Genomic DNA, 16,729 nt, shown 5'->3' on the forward strand with positions numbered 1-16,729 from the left:
GCCGTGGTCGACGCCGATGCGCGCAGGCTTCTGAGCATTGCCTGACCAGTTGTCGAGGGTTGGCTGAGCACCGTGGCGGGGCGGGTGTCTTGCAGACGCTTGACTGGGCATAATCCCAGCTGCGTTTCAGAAGGACACTTCCCATGAAGACAGGTCGGACAGGTCGACTCGCCGGCAGCTACGCGCCCGGCGGTCGCGCCCGAATCGCGGCGCTGGTGCTGGCCCTGCTGCTGGCCGGATGCGCGGTCGGGCCCGATTACCACACGCCGCCCCTGAGCGGCACCGAAGCCCCGCAAGGCTGGCATGCCACGCTGCCCCACCACGGCAGCCGCATGGCACTGGCGCGCTGGTGGGAGCAGTTTCAAGATCCTGTGCTCACCCAACTAGTTGAGCAAGCCGATGCGACGAGTCCGACGATTGCGCAGGCGGTAGGTCGCGTGCGCGAAGCGCGGGCGAGCGTCTCGACCAGCCGCGCGGCGCTCGTCCCCCAATTGAAGGGTTCCGGCTCTGCCATGCGGCAGGGCGGGTTCGGCGGCAGCCAGTTTGCCGGCGGCGCGGGCGGGCTTTATGGGGGCGCACTCAACCCGACGCTGGGGCTCGGCACGATCACCACGCTGGCGGCGCAGGCCGACGCGTCGTGGGAGATCGACCTCTTCGGCGGCAAACGCCGCAGCCTGGAAGGCGCCGATGCGCGGTTGACGGCCAGCGAGGCCGATTGGCACGACGCGCGCGTATCGCTCGCCGCCGAGGTCGCCAATGCCTACTTGCAGCAACGCGAGTGCGAGGCGCTCGTGAATATCGGCGCGGCAACGCTGTCGTCCCGACAGGAAACGCTGCAACTGACCGAACGTAAATTCCGCGCGGGTTTTGTCGCGCCCGCTGACTTTGCGCAGGCGCAGGCCACCGTGGGCGATGCGGTGAATGCGCTGGAGGGCCAGCGTGCGCAATGCGCGCAGGGTATCGACAAGCTCGTCACCCTCACCGGCCTCGACCATGACGCACTGAACGGGCTGCTGTCCAAAGATAACGCGCAGATTCCGGCGCAGCCCGATGCCGGTGTGCCCGATGTGCCGGCGCAGGTGCTGTCGCAACGGCCGGATGTGTCGTCGGCCGAGCGCGCGGTGGCGGGAGCCAGCGCCGATATCGGTGTGGCGGTGGCAAGCCGCTTGCCGTCGATCACGCTGGCGGGGTCCATCGGCATCAATTCGTACCGCCTTGGCGGTCAATCGTTGACGAGCAAGTCGTGGTCGTTTGGGCCGTCGGTGTCGTTGCCGATCTTTGACGGCGGCTCGGGCGCGGCGCGTGTGGAAACGGCGCGTGCCCGTTACGACCAGGCGCTGGCCAGCTATCGCGGCAAGGTGCGCCAGGCGGTGCAGGAAGTGGAAGACGCGCTGGTGCGCCTCGATGCTTCGGACCGCCGCGTCGATGCTGCCGCGATGGCCGATGCGCAATACGCAAAGGTGCTGGAAGCGTCGAACGCGCGCTACCGGCTGGGCGCCGGCAGCCTGCTCCAATTGGAAGACGTGCGGCGTACGGCGTTGCAGGCTTCGCAATCGCTGGCGGCCGTCAAGCTCGAACGCGCACAGGCCTGGGTGGCGCTGTACAAGGCCGTCGGCGGCGGCTGGCGCGACGATGGCGCCAATCCTCATCCCGAAAACAAGACCACTGCGCCGGCCGCACAGGGCGGGGCGCATACCGGAACCGCTTCATGACAGGACAACGAGTTTGGATGGGCGCGCTGGCGGTGTTGCTGGCCGGCGCGCTGGCGGCGTGCGGCAAATCTGCGCCCGAGAACGAGAAGAAGCAGACGCCTGCCAAGCCGGCGCTGGCTGTCAACGTTGCGCATCTCGCACAGCAGGTGTGGCCGCGTGTCGCCACGGCCAGCGGTGCGGTGCAGCCGTGGCAGGAAGCCAGCATCGGCGCCGAGGTGAGCGGGTTGAAGCTGGCGGAAGTGCTCGTCAACGTGGGCGATGTGGTCAAGCAAGGCCAGCTGCTTGCCCGTCTGTCGGATGAAACCGTGCGGGCCGATGTCGCGGCGCAGCGTGCCAGCCTGGCCGAAGCCGAGGCATCGGCCGCGCAAGCCGCCGGCGAGGCGCACCGCGCGCACGAACTCGACAAGAGCGGTGCGATCAGCCAACAGGATCTGATCCAGTACGACACGCAGGCCAAGACGGCGGCTGCCAAGCTGGCCGCCGCCCGGGCGCAGTTCGAGAGCCAGCAATTGCGTTTGCGCTACACGCGTGTGGTCGCGCCGGACGATGGCGTGATCAGCGCACGCACGGCCACCGTGGGCGCAGTGGTGTCATCCGGCACCGAACTCTTCAAGCTCATCCGCAAGAATCGCCTGGAATGGCGCGCCGAAATGCACGGCGACGTCCTGCCGCGCATCCAGCCCGGCCAGGCCGCGCGCGTGCGCCGCATGGATGGCGGCGTGGTGAACGGCCGCGTGCGCCAGGTCGCTCCCACGGTTGACGCCAACACGCGCAATGGCCTCATCTATGTCGATCTGCCGCCGGAAGCTGCAACGTCCGGCGTGAAGGCCGGCATGTATCTCTCGGGTGATGTGCTGCTGGGCGATGCGCCGGCCGCGACCTTGCCGGAGACCGCCGTCTTCTCTCGCGATGGTTACGACTACGTGATGGTGATCGGCCAGCAAGGGCGCGTGCGCCAGACCAAGGTCACGGTCGGCCGCCGCCAGGCCGGAAACGTCGAAATCGTGCAGGGCATCGGCGCGAATGACGGCGTGGTCGCTGCCGGCGCTGCCTTCCTGAGCGATGGCGATGTGGTGCGTGTGGCGGCCGCCGGTGCAACGTCCGCACCCGCCGTGCCCGCCGCAGCGGCGCCGGCAGCCGGAGCCAAGCCATGAACTTTTCCGCCTGGGCGATCCGCAAGCCGATTCCGTCGATCCTGCTGTTCATCCTGATCACGGTGGCGGGGCTGGTGTCGTTCAAGATGCTGTCGATCCAGAACTTTCCGGACATCGACTTTCCTGCGGTTTCCGTGACGGCCAGCCTGCCGGGCGCCACGCCCACGCAGATGGAAACCGAGGTCACGCGCAAGATCGAAGACAGCATTGCGAGCATCGGCGCGATCAAGCACATCACGTCCACCATCAACGACGGCAGCTCGACCACGATGGTCGAGTTCCAGCTCGAGAAGGATGTGCAGGAGGCCGTGAACGACGTGCGCGATGCGGTCAGTCGCATCCGCGCGCAGTTGCCGTCCGACGTGCAGGAACCGGTTATTTCTCGCGTGACGTTCGCGAGCCTGCCCGTGCTGACCTACGCCGTGGAAGCGTCCGACATGGATGCGGAGGATCTGTCCTGGTTCGTCGACAACACGGTCAACAAGCGGCTGCTGTCGGTGCATGGCGTGGCCAAGGTGACGCGCCAGGGCGGTGTGGACCGCGAAGTGCGCGTGCAGCTTGACCCCGTGCGCCTGCAGGCGTTGAACGTATCGGCGGCGGATATCAGCGCGCAAGTGCGCGGCATGCAGCAGGAAGCGCCGGGTGGGCGCGGCAACATCGGCGGGCAGGAGCAGGCCGTGCGCACGCTCGGCACAGTGAAGAGCGCACGCGAACTGGCGCAGATGGACATCCCGTTGTCGGACGGCCGGCGCATCCGCCTGTCGGATGTGGCCGACGTGCGCGATACCGCGGCTGAGCCGCGCCAGATGGCGCTGTTCGACGGCAAGGCTGTCGTGAGCTTCCAGGTGTTCCGCTCGCGCGGCGCAAGCGAAATCTCGGTGGCCAAGGGCGTACGCGAAGCGCTGGCCGCGCTGCAGGCCGAGCGGCCCAACGTGCATGTGACCGAGGTCTACAACATGGTCAAGCCGGTGTCGGACGCGTACACCGCGTCGATGCACGCGCTGTACGAAGGGGCCATCCTCGCCGTGATCGTGGTGTGGCTGTTCCTGCGCGATTGGCGGGCCACGTTCGTGTCGGCGGTGGCGCTGCCGTTGTCGATCATCCCGACCTTCGCGGCCATGCAGTTGCTCGACTTCACGCTCAACGGCATCACGCTGCTGGCGCTCACGCTGGTGGTCGGGATTCTCGTTGACGACGCCATCGTGGAGGTGGAGAACATCGTGCGCCACCTGCGCAATGGCAAGAAGCCGCTGGAGGCTGCCATGGAAGCGGCACAGGAGATTGGCCTGGCCGTGGTGGCGACATCGCTCACGCTGGTGGCGGTGTTTCTGCCGACGGCCTTCATGGGCGGTATCTCGGGCAAGTTCTTCAAGCAGTTCGGATGGACGGCGTCGCTGGCGGTGCTGGCCTCGCTGCTGGTGGCGCGGCTGCTCACGCCCATGATGGCCGCCTACATGCTCAAGCCGCAGGACGAGCCCAACCGCGACAGCTGGATCATGACGCGCTATCTGCAGGCGGCACGCTGGTGTCTGGTGCATCCGTGGAAGACGGGTGGCATGGCGGCGGCGTTCTTCGTTGTGTCGGTCGCCATCATCGGGCTGATTCCGGCAACGTTCCTGCCGCCCGAAGACTGGGCGCAATTGCAGATGACGGTGGAAAGCCCGCCCGGCAGCACCATCGCGCAAACGCGCGACAACACCGAGCGCGTGCGCAAGATCGTGATGCAGCACAAGGAAGTCCGTCACGTCTATACGGCCATCGGCTCGGGCGTGATGGCCGGCGTGCCGGGCTCCAGCGGCGGCGAGGTGCGCAACGGCACGCTCACGATCTCGCTGACCGACCGGCATGATCGGCACGTCAAGCAGCAGGACGTCCAGCGCCAGTTGCGCGAAATGCTCGAAGGCGTGCCGGGCGTGCGGATCTCGTTTGGGGCGGTGGGCTCCGGCGAGCAACTCCAGGTGGTGCTGACCGGCGACGATCCTGCCACGCTTCAGCAGGCCGCGCGCGATGTGATGCGCGATCTGCGTACCGTGCCGGGGCTCGGCGCGGTCACGTCGTCAGCGAGTTTGCTGCGGCCCGAAATCGTCATCCGCCCAGACTTTGCGCGCGCGGCGCAGCAAGGGGTGACAGCCGCTGCCATCGGCCAGGCCGTGCGCGTGGCCACCGCCGGCGACTACGATGTCAACCTGCCGAAGCTGAACCTGCCCGAGCGGCAGGTGTACATCCGCGTTGAACTGGATCCGAAGGCGCGCAACCAGATCGACACGATTCGCCAGTTGCGCGTGCCGGGCCGTAACGGCGCGGTGCCGCTGGAGAACATCGCCGATATTTCCATCGGCAGCGGCCCCGCGCAGATCGACCGGTATGACCGCAGCCGCAACGTCACCATCAGCGTCGGGCTGGAAGGGCGCGCGCTGGGCGACACCAACATGGCGGTGGAGGCGCTGCCGTCCATCAAGAACTTGCCGCCGGGCGTGCGCCGCATTGCCTCGGGCGATGTGGAAGGCATGCAGGAGCTGTTCAGCAGCTTCTTCCTCGCCATGTTTGCCGGCGTGCTGTGCGTGTATGCAGTGCTGGTGCTGCTGTTCCACGACTTCACGCAGCCGGTGACGATCCTGGCGGCGCTGCCGCTGTCGGTGGGCGGAGCGTTCGGGCTCTTGGCGCTGTTTGGTTTCAGCTTGTCGTTGCCGGCGTTGATCGGCTTGCTGATGCTCATGGGCATCGTCACCAAGAACTCGATCCTGCTGGTCGAATACGCCATCGTTGCGCGGCGCGATCTCGGCATGTCGCGCACCGAGGCGATCATCGACGCCTGCCACAAGCGCGCCCGCCCCATCGTCATGACCACGGTGGCCATGACGGCGGGCATGGTGCCGATGGCGCTCGGCTTGGAAGGCGATGCCGGCTTCCGCGCACCGATGGCCGTGGCGGTGATCGGCGGTCTGCTGACTTCTACGCTGCTGAGCCTGCTCGTGGTGCCGGTGGTGTTCGAGAAAGCCGACGACTTCAAGGAGTGGGCCTTGCGCAAGTTCCGAGGCGTGCGCCATCACGGGCACCGGGCGGAGGCCGCGTCGGAGTACGGTCCGCGCTAGGTGTAGCATCGGGCGGTCTGCCAACGTACCGCGCTGCGGAGACCGCCCATGCCCGATGCTGTGCTCTTCCAGACCGATGGCCCGGTCTGCACCATCCTGCTCAACCGGCCCGAATGCCGCAACGCGGTGGACGGGCCGACCGCTGCCGCGCTGCTCAATGCGTTCGAGCGTTTCGAAGCCGATGACGCGTTGCGCGTTGCCGTGCTTGGCGGCACCGGCGGCCACTTCTGTGCCGGCGCCGACCTGACGGCCGTCGGCGATCCTTCCAGGCGCAATCATCTCGACCCCGATGGCGGCATGCCCGGGCCAATGGGCCCTTCGCGCATGCCGCTGTCCAAGCCGCTCATCGCTGCGGTGAGCGGCTATGCCGTGGCGGGCGGGCTGGAACTTGCGCTGTTGGCCGACCTGCGCGTCATGGAGCGCGACGCCGTATTCGGCGTGTTCTGCCGGCGCTGGGGTGTGCCCCTTATCGACGGCGGTACGGTGCGCTTGCCGCGCATCATCGGCATGGGCCGAGCGTTGGACATGATCCTGACTGGCCGCGCTGTTTCCGCTGACGAGGCGCTCGCCATGGGGCTGGCCAATCGCGTGGTCGGAATCGGCGAGTCGCTTGCCATGGCGCAGAAGCTTGCCCGAGACATCGCCGCCTTCCCGCAGCAATGCATGCTGGCCGATCGGGCGTCGGCGTATGCGCAGTGGGATTTGCCGTTGGCGGCAGCGCTGCAACAGGAAGGCGCGCGCGGCACGCCGATGGTGTTTGCCGAAGGGGTGGAGGGCGCCGCGCGATTTGCACGCGGTGCCGGCCGGCATGGCCAATAACCGAATCGCTCGCCGAGCAGGTTTTGCCCCTTAAAAAGTCAACCCGAAATCCGAGGGGGGCTTTGAGTTGACCGATTGCTGCCTTCATTCACCGCATCAGCCGTTACAATTCGCGCTTTGCTGAAAATAATGGACGCAATGACGTCCAGATAATGCAAGGGTGGTGTGGGAGCTTCGTCGCGGCATACAGCGTTGCCAACGCTGTCGGCGCGCGCATCCGCGATGGGTTTGCCTCTCGCGCGGAGCGTTGCGGGCCGATCCAAATTTCCTCTGTTTTCGAATCAAGCGCGGGCCATCCCGTGCCGATAGTGCCTGGGCGCTTCGCGTGAGTGCTCGAAATAATATTTTAGAAAATCAGATTTAAGAATTTTTAAGGGAGAAGTCGAATGAAGCAAACCTCGAAATTGATGATTGCCGGCGCCGCAGCGGTGGCACTCGGCATGCTCGGCGGGTGCGCGACCGAATCGTCGCAGGCGCTGCCGGTTGCCAAGGTGGAAAGCGCGAGCCGCCCATACGCCGGCGTGCGTGCCCCGATTGCGGTGGGCAAATTCGATAACCGCTCGGCGTACATGCGCGGCGTGTTCTCGGACGGCGTGGACCGCTTGGGCGGCCAGGCCAAGACCATCCTGATCACGCATCTGCAGCAGACGAACCGCTTCTCGGTGCTCGACCGCGACAATATGGCCGAGATCAAGCAGGAAGCCGCCATCAAGAACACCGCGCAGAAACTCAAGGGCGCCGACTACGTCATCACCGGCGACGTGACCGAGTTCGGCCGCAAGGAAACCGGCGATCAGCAACTGTTTGGCATCCTCGGCCGCGGCAAGGAGCAGGTGGCCTACGCCAAGGTCGCGCTGAATGTGGTGAACATCTCGACGTCGGAAGTCGTGTATTCGGTGGGCGGCGCGGGCGAGTACAAGCTGTCGAACCGTGAAGTGATCGGCTTTGGCGGAACGGCCAGCTACGACTCGACGCTCAACGGCAAGGTGCTGGACCTGGCCATGCGCGAAGCGGTGAACAACCTGGTCAACGGCATCGAAAGCGGTGCCTGGAAGCCGGGCGCGCAATAAGCGCAGACGCAGTCAAAACAAAAACACGAAATAAGGGGTAACAACAGTCATGAGCAAGGTGTTTGCGATGTGGCGCGTGGCGGCCGGTGTGGCCGTCGGGAGTGCAATGCTGGCCGGTTGCGCCGGTCCGAAGCCGCTGTACCAGTGGGAAGGCTACCAACCGCAGGTGTATCAGTACTTCAAGGGTGAAGCGAAGGAAGCCCAGGTGGCTGAGCTGGAGCGCGGCCTGGAGAAGATCAAGGCGACGAATGGCGCCGTGCCGCCGGGCTATCACGCCCAGTTGGGCATGCTGTATTCGGGCCTCGGCAAGGATGACCAGATGGTCCAGGAGTTCAATACCGAGAAGGCACTGTTTCCGGAATCGGCGACGTACATCGATTTCCTGATGAAGAACGTGAAGAAGGGGACCAACTGATGGCCAAGCGCTTTCTGAAACTGTTTGCCGCGGCCGGCGTGGTAACCCTGATGGCGGGTTGTGCTGTGCCGACCAAGAACGTCGACTATGCAGCCTTCAAGGCCAGCAAGCCGCGTTCGATCGTGGTGCTGCCGCCGCTGAATGAGTCGCCCGACGTGGGCGCTACCTACGGCATGCTCTCGCAAGTGACGGTGCCGCTGGCAGAGGCGGGTTACTACGTACTGCCGGTCGCGCTGGTGGATGAAACCTTCCGCCAGAACGGCCTGAACACCGCAGGCGACATCCACGGCGTACCGGTGGCCAAGCTGCATGACATCTTCGGCGCAGATGCGGCGCTGTACATCACGGTCACGCAGTACGGCAGCAAGTACATGGTGGTGAGCAGCTCCACCGTCGTGTCGGCTGATGCCAAGCTGGTCGACCTGAAGAGCGGGCAGACGCTCTGGACGGGTCGCGCAAGCGCGTCCAACAACGAAGGCGGAAACAACTCGGGCGGCGGCCTGATCGGCATGCTGGTGTCGGCGGCGGTCAACCAGATCATCGCCAACGTGACCGACCAGGGCTACAAGGTGGCCGGCACGACGAGCGCGCGTCTGCTGTCGGCTGGGCAACCGGGCGGGTTGCTGTATGGTCCGCGCTCGCCGAAGTACGGCACGGACTAAGCTGCCGTCTGCCGCAAGAAAAAACGCCAACCAGCGCAAGCCGGTTGGCGTTTTTCTTTGGTGCTATCGACTTTTAAGCCGTTGCACCTTCGTCCTGCGTCGCCTTGCTCCCCGCATGCAGCGCATTGGCATGCTTGGCGCGCAAGCGGCGCGTGGCTTCCACCATGCCTTGCAGTGCCGCTTCCACTTCCGGCCAGCCGCGCGTCTTCAGGCCGCAGTCGGGGTTGACCCACAGGCGTTGCACCGGCACAACCTGGGCGGCCTTGTCGAGCAGCGCTTCCATTTCTTCCACACGCGGCACGCGCGGCGAATGGATGTCGTACACGCCCGGCCCAATCTCGTTCGGGTACGCAAACTCCCCAAATGCGTCGAGCAGTTCCATGTTCGAACGCGAGGTCTCGATGGTGATCACGTCGGCATCCATTGACGCGATGGCCGGCAGGATGTCGTTGAACTCCGAATAGCACATGTGCGTGTGGATCTGCGTGTCGTTACGCACGCCGGAAGCCGACACGCGGAACGCACGCGCCGCCCATTCCAGGTAGCCCGGCACATCGGCGGCGCGCAACGGCAGGCCTTCGCGGAAAGCCGGCTCGTCGATCTGGATGGCGGCAATGCCGGCGGCTTCCAGATCGCACACTTCGTCGCGCAAGGCCAGGGCGATCTGCAGTGCGGTCTGCTCGCGCGGCTGGTCGTCGCGCACGAACGACCACTGCAGCATCGTCACCGGGCCGGTCAGCATGCCCTTCATCGGCTTGGTGGTCAGGCTTTGTGCGTACTTGGACCACTCGACCGTCATCGCTTCCGGGCGATACACGTCGCCGTAGATCACGGGCGGCTTTACGCAGCGCGAGCCGTAGCTCTGCACCCAGCCGTTGGCGGTGAAGGCGTAGCCCCACAGCAGTTCGCCGAAGTATTCGACCATGTCGTTGCGCTCGGCTTCTCCGTGCACGAGCATGTCGAGGCCGAGCGCTTCCTGGCGGCGCACGACGTCGGTAATTTCGGCGCGCATGCGTTGCAGGTAGTCCAGCGCGGGGAGTTCGCCGCGCTTGTGTTGCGCGCGCGCCTGGCGAATCTCGGCCGTCTGCGGGAACGAGCCGATGGTGGTGGTCGGCAGCAGCGGCAGGTTCAGGCGGGCTTGCTGTGCTTCTGCGCGGTCGGCGTAAGGTGCGGCGCGTTCTGCATCTTCTGCGCGGATCGCGGCGACGCGCTTCTTGACGCCAGCGTTGTGCACGCGGCGGGATTGGGTGCGCGAGGCGATGGCCGCGCGGTTCTCATCCAGCGCCTTCTGCACGGCGGCGGGACCTTCGACCAGCGCGAGCTTGAGGATCGCCAGTTCGTCCAGCTTCTGGCGCGCGAAGGCCAGCCAGCCTTTGAGTTCGTCATCGAGCTTGGTTTCGGCGGACAAGTCCACCGGCACATGCAGCAGCGAGCAGCTCGGCGCGACCCACAGGCGATCGCCAAAGGCTTCGGCCAGCGGCGCCACGCGTTCAAGAACGCGTGCGAGATCGGAGCGCCAGATGTTGCGGCCGTCGACCACGCCAACGGAGAGCACCTTGTCTGCGGGCCACGGTGCGAACGCGCCCAGCTGTTCCGGTGCTCGCACGAGATCCAGGTGCACGCCATCGACCGGCAGGGATTTGATCAATGCAGCGTGGTGGGACGCAGCTTCGAAGTACGTCGCCAGCAGCAGCTTCGGGCCGTTGGCAGCGACCAGCGCCTGGTAAGCGGGGCCGAATGCGTCTACCCAGGCTTGCGGCAGATCCAGCACCAGCGCCGGTTCGTCGATCTGCACCCATTCCACATTCAGCGCGGCCAGGCGCTGCAGCACAGCCGCGTAGGCCTGAAGCACTTGCGGCAGCAGTGCGAGCTTGTCGGTCAAGCCGTTGCGCGCCTTGGCCAGATGCAGGAACGTGACCGGCCCGATGAGTGCCACCTTCACGCGGTGCCCCGCGGCCTGTGCCTCGCGCACTTCGTCGAACAACCATTCGGTGCCTTGGCCCCATTGCCGATCGAGGAGGTCGGGCGTCAGTTCAGGCACGAGGTAGTGGTAATTCGTGTCGAACCACTTCGTCATTTCCATGGCCGCGTGGTCGGCATTGCCGCGGGCGAGCACGAACGATTGCGCCAGCGTCAGCTGCGCGGCGTCAAAGCCGTAGCGTGTGGGAATGGCGCCGAGCAGGGCGGCCGTCTGCAGCACCTGGTCGTACCAGGCGAAATCGCCCACGGTTACAAAGTCGAGGCCGGCGTCGCGCTGGGCAGTCCAGTGGCGCTCGCGCAGGGCACGGCCGGTGGCACGCAGGTCGTCTTCGGACGAGGCGCCTTTCCAGAACGATTCGAGCGCGAACTTCAGCTCGCGTTGCGCGCCGATGCGCGGGTAGCCGAGGGTGTGGATGGTCGTCATAGTGGTCGCAGGAGAGGCGATTCGGTTTTCAGTCCAGCGATGATCGGCGACCCGTTGTCATGAATCAAATGATATTATTTTCGATAACGTTGAATGAGATTCATAGATTGGAAATCGCACGAACATGCTCGAAATCCGCCATCTGCGCACGCTGATCGCCCTGGCCGACGGTGGCTCCGTCTCGCGCGCCGCCGAGCGGCTGCACCTCACGCAATCGGCGCTGTCGCATCAATTGCGCGCGCTGGAGTCGCACTATGGGTTGGCCGTCGTCCGCCGCAAGGGCCAGACGGTGGAATTGACCGAAGCCGGCGAGCGCATGCTGGAACTCGCGCAAAAGGTCGTCGCCGACATCCAGACCGCCGAGCGCGACCTTGAACGCATCAAGGGCCGCGCGGCCGGCACGCTCCGTATCGCGCTGGAATGCCACACCTGCTTTGACTGGCTGATGCCCGTGATGGACGCCTTCCGCCAGCGCTGGCCGGAAGTGGAGATGGACCTCGTGTCGGGTTTCCACACCGATCCGCTCGCCCTGCTCAAGGACGGCCGCGCCGACGTCATCATCGGCTCCGACGCCAAGATGCGGCGCGGCGTGGTATTTGCGCCGCTGTTCCGCTTCGAGATCCTCGCCGTGCTGCCCGTTGACCACGCGCTGCGCAACAAGAAGTGGCTGGAGGCGAAGGACTTTACGGACCAGACGCTCATCACCTACCCCGTGCCCGAAGAGCGCATCGATCTGATCCGCCAGGTGCTGACACCGGCCGGCATCGCATTCAACCGCCGCACGGCGGAGCTGACCATCGCCGTGCTGCAGCTCGTTGCCAGCCGCCGCGGGCTGGCCGCGCTGCCGAGCTGGGGCATCAAGAATTACGTCGATTACGAATACGTGGTGGCCAAGCGTGTCGGCAAGGAAGGCCTGTGGAGCGATCTCTACGCCGCCATGACGCGCGACTATGCGCAGGCGCCGTTTGCGCAGGACTTTATCGAGACGGCCAAGTCGATCTGCTTTGCGCAGTTGCCGGGCTTGATGCCGCTGGAAGCGTAATCAGGCGTGCCCCTTGCGGGGCAAGCGCGGCAACTTGCCTTGCAGGCCGTCTTTCAGGAAGTCCAGCAAGTGCCGCGTCGCGAGTGTCCGGTATCGACTCGGCATTGCCAGCATGTAAAGGCGGCTGCCAAACACGCTGAACCGATACGCGGGCAGCACGCGTTTGACGTGGCCGTCGCGCAGATCATCGGCCGCGGCGTAATAGGGCAGGATTCCCAGCCCATTGCCCGAACGCACGGCGGCTTGCAGGAACAGGTAGTTGTCGGACGAGACGCCCGGGTCCAGCGTCACGAGTGTCCGCTCATCGCCCAGTTGCGCCGACAGCCGCAACGGTTGTCCGACCGCCGGCGCGCTGACGATGGTGTGGGCTGCGAGCGCGTCGAGTGTTTTCGGCACGCCATGCACGGCCAGGTAGTCCGGCGCGGCGCACAGCACCCAGTCGACTTCATCGAGCAGCGTGGCGACCAGCGATTCCGGTGGGTTGGAAACGATGCGCAGCGCCACGTCGACGTCCTCGCTAATGAGATCGGACACCCGGTTGTCGAACCGCACATCCAGCCGGATATCCGGATACGCCCGCTTGAAGGCCACCAGCAGCGGCGAGACCAGCAAATGCCCCAACCCCGTCGGCACCGACAGCCGCACGCTGCCTTGCAGCGATTTGCCGAGCGACGAGACCAGCGCGTCGGCGGCGGCCATTTCGCGCAGGATGCTGCGGCCGTGTTCGTAGATGCCGGCGCCCACCTCCGTGGGCTCCACGCGGCGCGTGGTCCGGCGCAGCAGTTGCACGCCCAGTGCGCGCTCAAACGCCTTCAGCCGGTGGCTCACGTTCGAGCGCGTGGTCTGCAGCCGGCGTGCCGCCGCCGACAGGTTGCCCGCGTCGACGATTTCCACGAACAGCTTGAGCGCATTGAGATCCATGACGGCCCGCCAGATTGGTGAATGAGACTCGACATTCTGTTGATGCCGGTCCGGATTGTCAAAACGTCCCAACCCGGTAACATCGGCCGGAATATCCTCAGGAATCAGCGACATGGCGCTCGACGACGAATCCTTCGGCCTGCTGCAGCAATCGGTGCAGCGCTTCATCCAGGAACGGCTCATGCCGGCGGAAAACATCCTCGAGGAAGAGGATGACGTGCCCGCCGACATCGTTGCCGACATGAAAGAGATGGGCCTGTTCGGCCTGTCGATTCCGGAGGAGTACGGCGGCATTGGCCTGGCAATGGCCCAGGAATGCGAGGTGGTGTATGACCTCGGGCATACGGCGCTGGCCTTCCGTTCGGTGTTCGGCACCAACGTCGGCATCGGATCGCAGGGCATCCTGATGGACGGCACCGATGCGCAGAAGGCCGATTACCTGCCGCGCATCGCCAGTGGCGAACTGGTCATCTCGTTTGCGCTGACGGAACCGAACGCCGGTTCGGACGCCGCATCGCTGCAGACGCGCGCCACGCTCGACGGCGATCACTACGTCATCAATGGCACCAAGCGCTTCATCACCAACGCGCCGCGCGCCGGGGCCTTCACGCTGATGGCGCGCACGGGCAGCGAAGGCGCGGGCGGCATTTCCGCCTTCATCGTGCCGGCCGATACGCCGGGCATCACGCTCGGCAAGCCCGACAGGAAGATGGGCCAGCGCGGCACCAAGACGTGCGATGTCATGCTCGATAACGTGCGCGTGCCGGCGGCCAACATCATTGGCGGCGTGGCGGGGCAGGGCTTCAAGACGGCGATGAAGGTGCTGGACCGCGGCCGCCTGCACATCTCGGCGCTGGCATGCGGCATGGCGCACCGGCTGCTGACCGACGCAGTGGCCTACGCCAAGGAGCGCAAGCAGTTCGGCCAGTCCATCGCAGACTTTCAGTTGATCCAGGCCATGCTGGCCGACAGCCAGGCGGAGCTGTACGCCGGCATGTCGATGGTGCGCGACTGCGCGCGCCGCTACGACGCCAAGCCCATCGGAAAACAGGACCACGAAATCAGCATGCTGGCGTCCTGCACCAAGATGTTCTGCACCGAGATGGTCGGTCGCGTGGCGGACCGTGCGGTGCAGATTCACGGTGGCGCGGGCTACATTGCCGAGTACAAGGCCGAGCGCTTCTATCGCGATGTGCGTCTGCTGCGCCTGTACGAAGGCACCACGCAGATCCAGCAGCTCATCATCGCCAAGAACCTGCTGCGCGACTAGGCTGGCCCTAACAATCTGCCGGAATGTGGCTCTGTTTTGGAGCCACGTTCTGGTTCAGAATGGGCGCTTTCCTGTTCGATTGCACGATCGTTGCCGGAGTCGCCATGTACATCCCCGCCCACTTTGAAGAATCGCGTCCTGACGCGTTGCACGATCTGATCGCGCAGAATCCGTTCGGAACGCTCGTCACGCATGGCGAGCAGGGGCTGGATGCGAACCACATTCCGTTCTTGCTGCTGCCCGAAGAGGGCCAGCTTGGCGTGCTGCATGCCCACGTGGCGCGCGCCAACCCGGTGTGGAAAGACGTCGCCAACGGCGATGAGGTGCTGGTCATCTTCCGCGCGGGCGATGCGTACATTTCACCGACGTGGTATCCGAGCAAGCACGAGCACCACAAGGATGTGCCGACCTGGAACTACCGCGTGGTGCATGCGCATGGCCGCATCACCGTGCGTGACGACGAACGTTTCGTGCGCGGCGTGGTGGCTCGCCTAACGCGCACGCATGAGGCTTCGCAGCCTAAGCCGTGGAAGATGTCGGACGCGCCTGCCGACTACATCGATGACTTGCTGAAGGTGATTGTCGGCATCGAGATCGAGATCACGCGCCTTGAGGGCAAGCTCAAGCTCGGCCAGAACCGGGAAGCGCGCGATGCACGCGGCGCCGGCGAGGCGCTCAAGGCCAGCGGCGCGCATGTCGTCGGTGACGCGATGCTCGCTGCGCTGGCGGCAAAGACGGAATGATGCGAGCAGCGGACTCTTAATCCGCTGCTCCACACCGCATTACTTCACACTGCGCGCCGGCAGAATCTCGCCGCGCACTTCCCCAAAGCCCACGCGATAGCCATCGCCCTGGCACCAGCCGGTCATGGTGACTTCGTCGCCGTCTTCCAGGAAGGCGCGCGTGGTGCCGTTGCCGAGGTCCAGCGGCTGCTTGCCGTTGACAGTCAGTTCCAGCAGGCTGCCGTAGGAATCCGGCGTCGTTCCGCTGATGGTGCCCGAGCCCATCAGGTCACCCACGCGCACGTTGCAGCCGGACACGGTGTGGTGTGCAAGCTGCTGCGCCATCGTCCAGTACATCGCGCGGAAGTTGGTGCGGGCGATCGTGGTGCGCGCGCCGCCGTGCGGACGCAGCGCGGTTTCAAGGGCGATGTCGTAGGCGTTGGGACGGCTCTGCCGCAGGTACTCCAGCGGCTCGGGCGATTGTGCCGGGTTGGCAACGCGGAACGGCTCCAGCGCCTCCATCGTCACGATCCACGGCGAGATCGATGTGCCGAACCCCTTCGAGTTGAACGGGCCGAGCGGCACGTATTCCCATTGCTGGATGTCGCGCGCGCTCCAGTCGTTGAGCAGCACGACGCCGAACATGTGGTCCGGCGCTGCGTCGACGGAAACCGGCTCACCCAGCGCACTGGGCTTGCCGACCACAAAGGCCATCTCCAGCTCGTAGTCCAGCTTGCGGCAGGCCGTGAAGATCGGACGCGGCTGGTCGGGCAGCTTGATCTGGCCCATCGGGCGATGCAGCGGTGTGCCGCTCACCACCACGGAGCTGGCGCGGCCGTTGTAGCCGATCGGGATTTCCAGCCAGTTGGGCAGCAGCGCGTTCTCGGGATCGCGGAACATGCGGCCGACGTTGGTGGCGTGTTCTTTCGATGAATAGAAATCCGTATAGCCGGGGATGTCGATGGGCAGGTGCATCACGGCATGCGCTTGCGGCACCAGCGCGCGGGCGTGCAGCGTGGCGTTGTCGCGCACGTGCGTGTCGGCCACGCTGAACAGCGCTTGCAGCTTCTTGCGCGTTTCCGCCCAGACGGGCTTGCCGAGGGCGATGAAGGTGTTGAGCTTGCCGGTGCGGAACGCGCCGCGTGTTGCTGCGGGGAGCAGGCCAGCGTCATCCAGGGCGCCGAGATCGATGACCTGATCGCCCAGGGCTACGCCTGCGCGTGGCGACGGGTTTTCCTTGGTGGAGAAGATGCCGAAGGGCAGGTTTTCCAGGGGGAAGTGGGTGTCGGGGGTGTTGGCGGATTCTAGCCAGCTTAGTTGGCGGGTGGTCATGATGGGGCGGTGGATTGTTTGTTGAGTCGGTTATTGCTTGACGTTGCTGGTGCATCCCTTGTTTCACCCCCTGCCGGGGGCGACTCACTTTCTTTGTCTTGCCAAAGAAAGTAA

At 65.4% G+C, this 16,729-nt stretch carries 13 protein-coding genes; 10 read left to right on the forward strand and 3 right to left on the reverse strand.

Annotated elements, in window-relative coordinates; translation table 11 throughout:
- Positions 1-143 precede the first annotated feature (143 nt).
- The 7 genes from N511_RS0115260 (at position 144) to N511_RS0115290 (ending at position 8,924) form a co-directional block, all read left to right on the forward strand.
- On the forward strand, positions 144-1,712 hold the full coding sequence (locus tag N511_RS0115260) for an efflux transporter outer membrane subunit (RefSeq protein ID WP_027680108.1): 1,569 nt from the start codon (positions 144-146) through the stop codon (positions 1,710-1,712).
- Positions 1,709-2,866: an efflux RND transporter periplasmic adaptor subunit gene (locus N511_RS0115265; protein WP_027680109.1), complete on the forward strand. Its 1,158-nt coding sequence runs from the start codon at positions 1,709-1,711 to the stop codon at positions 2,864-2,866. The genes N511_RS0115260 and N511_RS0115265 overlap by 4 nt, the downstream gene beginning before the upstream one ends.
- Positions 2,863-5,958, forward strand: a complete 3,096-nt coding sequence (locus tag N511_RS0115270; RefSeq protein WP_027680110.1) for an efflux RND transporter permease subunit — start codon at positions 2,863-2,865, stop codon at positions 5,956-5,958. Before N511_RS0115265 ends, N511_RS0115270 begins: the two co-directional genes overlap by 4 nt.
- Before the next feature lie 48 nt (positions 5,959-6,006).
- Positions 6,007-6,777, forward strand: coding sequence for a crotonase/enoyl-CoA hydratase family protein (locus N511_RS0115275; RefSeq protein ID WP_027680111.1), 771 nt, complete (start codon positions 6,007-6,009; stop codon positions 6,775-6,777).
- A gap of 386 nt (positions 6,778-7,163) precedes the next feature.
- Positions 7,164-7,847 (forward strand): CsgG/HfaB family protein, encoded by a 684-nt coding sequence (locus tag N511_RS0115280; RefSeq protein WP_004634882.1) that lies wholly within the window; start codon positions 7,164-7,166, stop codon positions 7,845-7,847.
- A 49-nt stretch (positions 7,848-7,896) separates the two neighbouring features.
- Entirely contained in the window at positions 7,897-8,262 is a 366-nt protein-coding gene (locus tag N511_RS0115285; protein WP_004634880.1) for a DUF4810 domain-containing protein, read from the forward strand.
- Entirely contained in the window at positions 8,262-8,924 is a 663-nt protein-coding gene (locus N511_RS0115290) for a DUF799 domain-containing protein (RefSeq protein WP_004634877.1), read from the forward strand. The genes N511_RS0115285 and N511_RS0115290 overlap by 1 nt, the downstream gene beginning before the upstream one ends.
- A 73-nt stretch (positions 8,925-8,997) precedes the next feature.
- On the opposite strand, the gene metE is transcribed toward N511_RS0115290, so the two are convergent.
- On the reverse strand, positions 8,998-11,328 hold the full coding sequence (metE, locus tag N511_RS0115295) for a 5-methyltetrahydropteroyltriglutamate--homocysteine S-methyltransferase (RefSeq protein ID WP_027680113.1): 2,331 nt from the start codon (positions 11,326-11,328) through the stop codon (positions 8,998-9,000).
- Positions 11,329-11,452: 124 nt separating this feature from the next.
- On the opposite strand from metE, the gene N511_RS0115300 reads away from it, so the two are divergent.
- Complete coding sequence (locus N511_RS0115300; protein ID WP_027680114.1) at positions 11,453-12,370, forward strand: LysR family transcriptional regulator; 918 nt, start codon at positions 11,453-11,455, stop codon at positions 12,368-12,370.
- Here the strand turns inward: N511_RS0115300 and N511_RS0115305 are convergent, their stop codons facing one another.
- Entirely contained in the window at positions 12,371-13,291 is a 921-nt protein-coding gene (locus tag N511_RS0115305) for a LysR family transcriptional regulator (RefSeq protein WP_027680115.1), read from the reverse strand.
- Between the two features lie 112 nt (positions 13,292-13,403).
- Here N511_RS0115305 and N511_RS0115310 point away from each other — a divergent pair, with 112 nt between their 5' ends.
- Together N511_RS0115310 and N511_RS0115315 are read left to right on the forward strand one after the other, a co-directional pair.
- Positions 13,404-14,561 (forward strand): acyl-CoA dehydrogenase family protein, encoded by a 1,158-nt coding sequence (locus tag N511_RS0115310; protein WP_027680116.1) that lies wholly within the window; start codon positions 13,404-13,406, stop codon positions 14,559-14,561.
- Between the two features lie 104 nt (positions 14,562-14,665).
- Positions 14,666-15,304 (forward strand): FMN-binding negative transcriptional regulator, encoded by a 639-nt coding sequence (locus N511_RS0115315; RefSeq protein ID WP_027680117.1) that lies wholly within the window; start codon positions 14,666-14,668, stop codon positions 15,302-15,304.
- A gap of 39 nt (positions 15,305-15,343) precedes the next feature.
- Here the strand turns inward: N511_RS0115315 and fahA are convergent, their stop codons facing one another.
- Complete coding sequence (fahA, locus tag N511_RS0115320; RefSeq protein ID WP_027680118.1) at positions 15,344-16,615, reverse strand: fumarylacetoacetase; 1,272 nt, start codon at positions 16,613-16,615, stop codon at positions 15,344-15,346.
- Positions 16,616-16,729: the final 114 nt, after the last annotated feature.

Origin of the sequence: Ralstonia sp. UNC404CL21Col (assembly GCF_000620465.1) — a bacterium.
Lineage (GTDB): Bacteria > Pseudomonadota > Gammaproteobacteria > Burkholderiales > Burkholderiaceae > Ralstonia > Ralstonia flatus.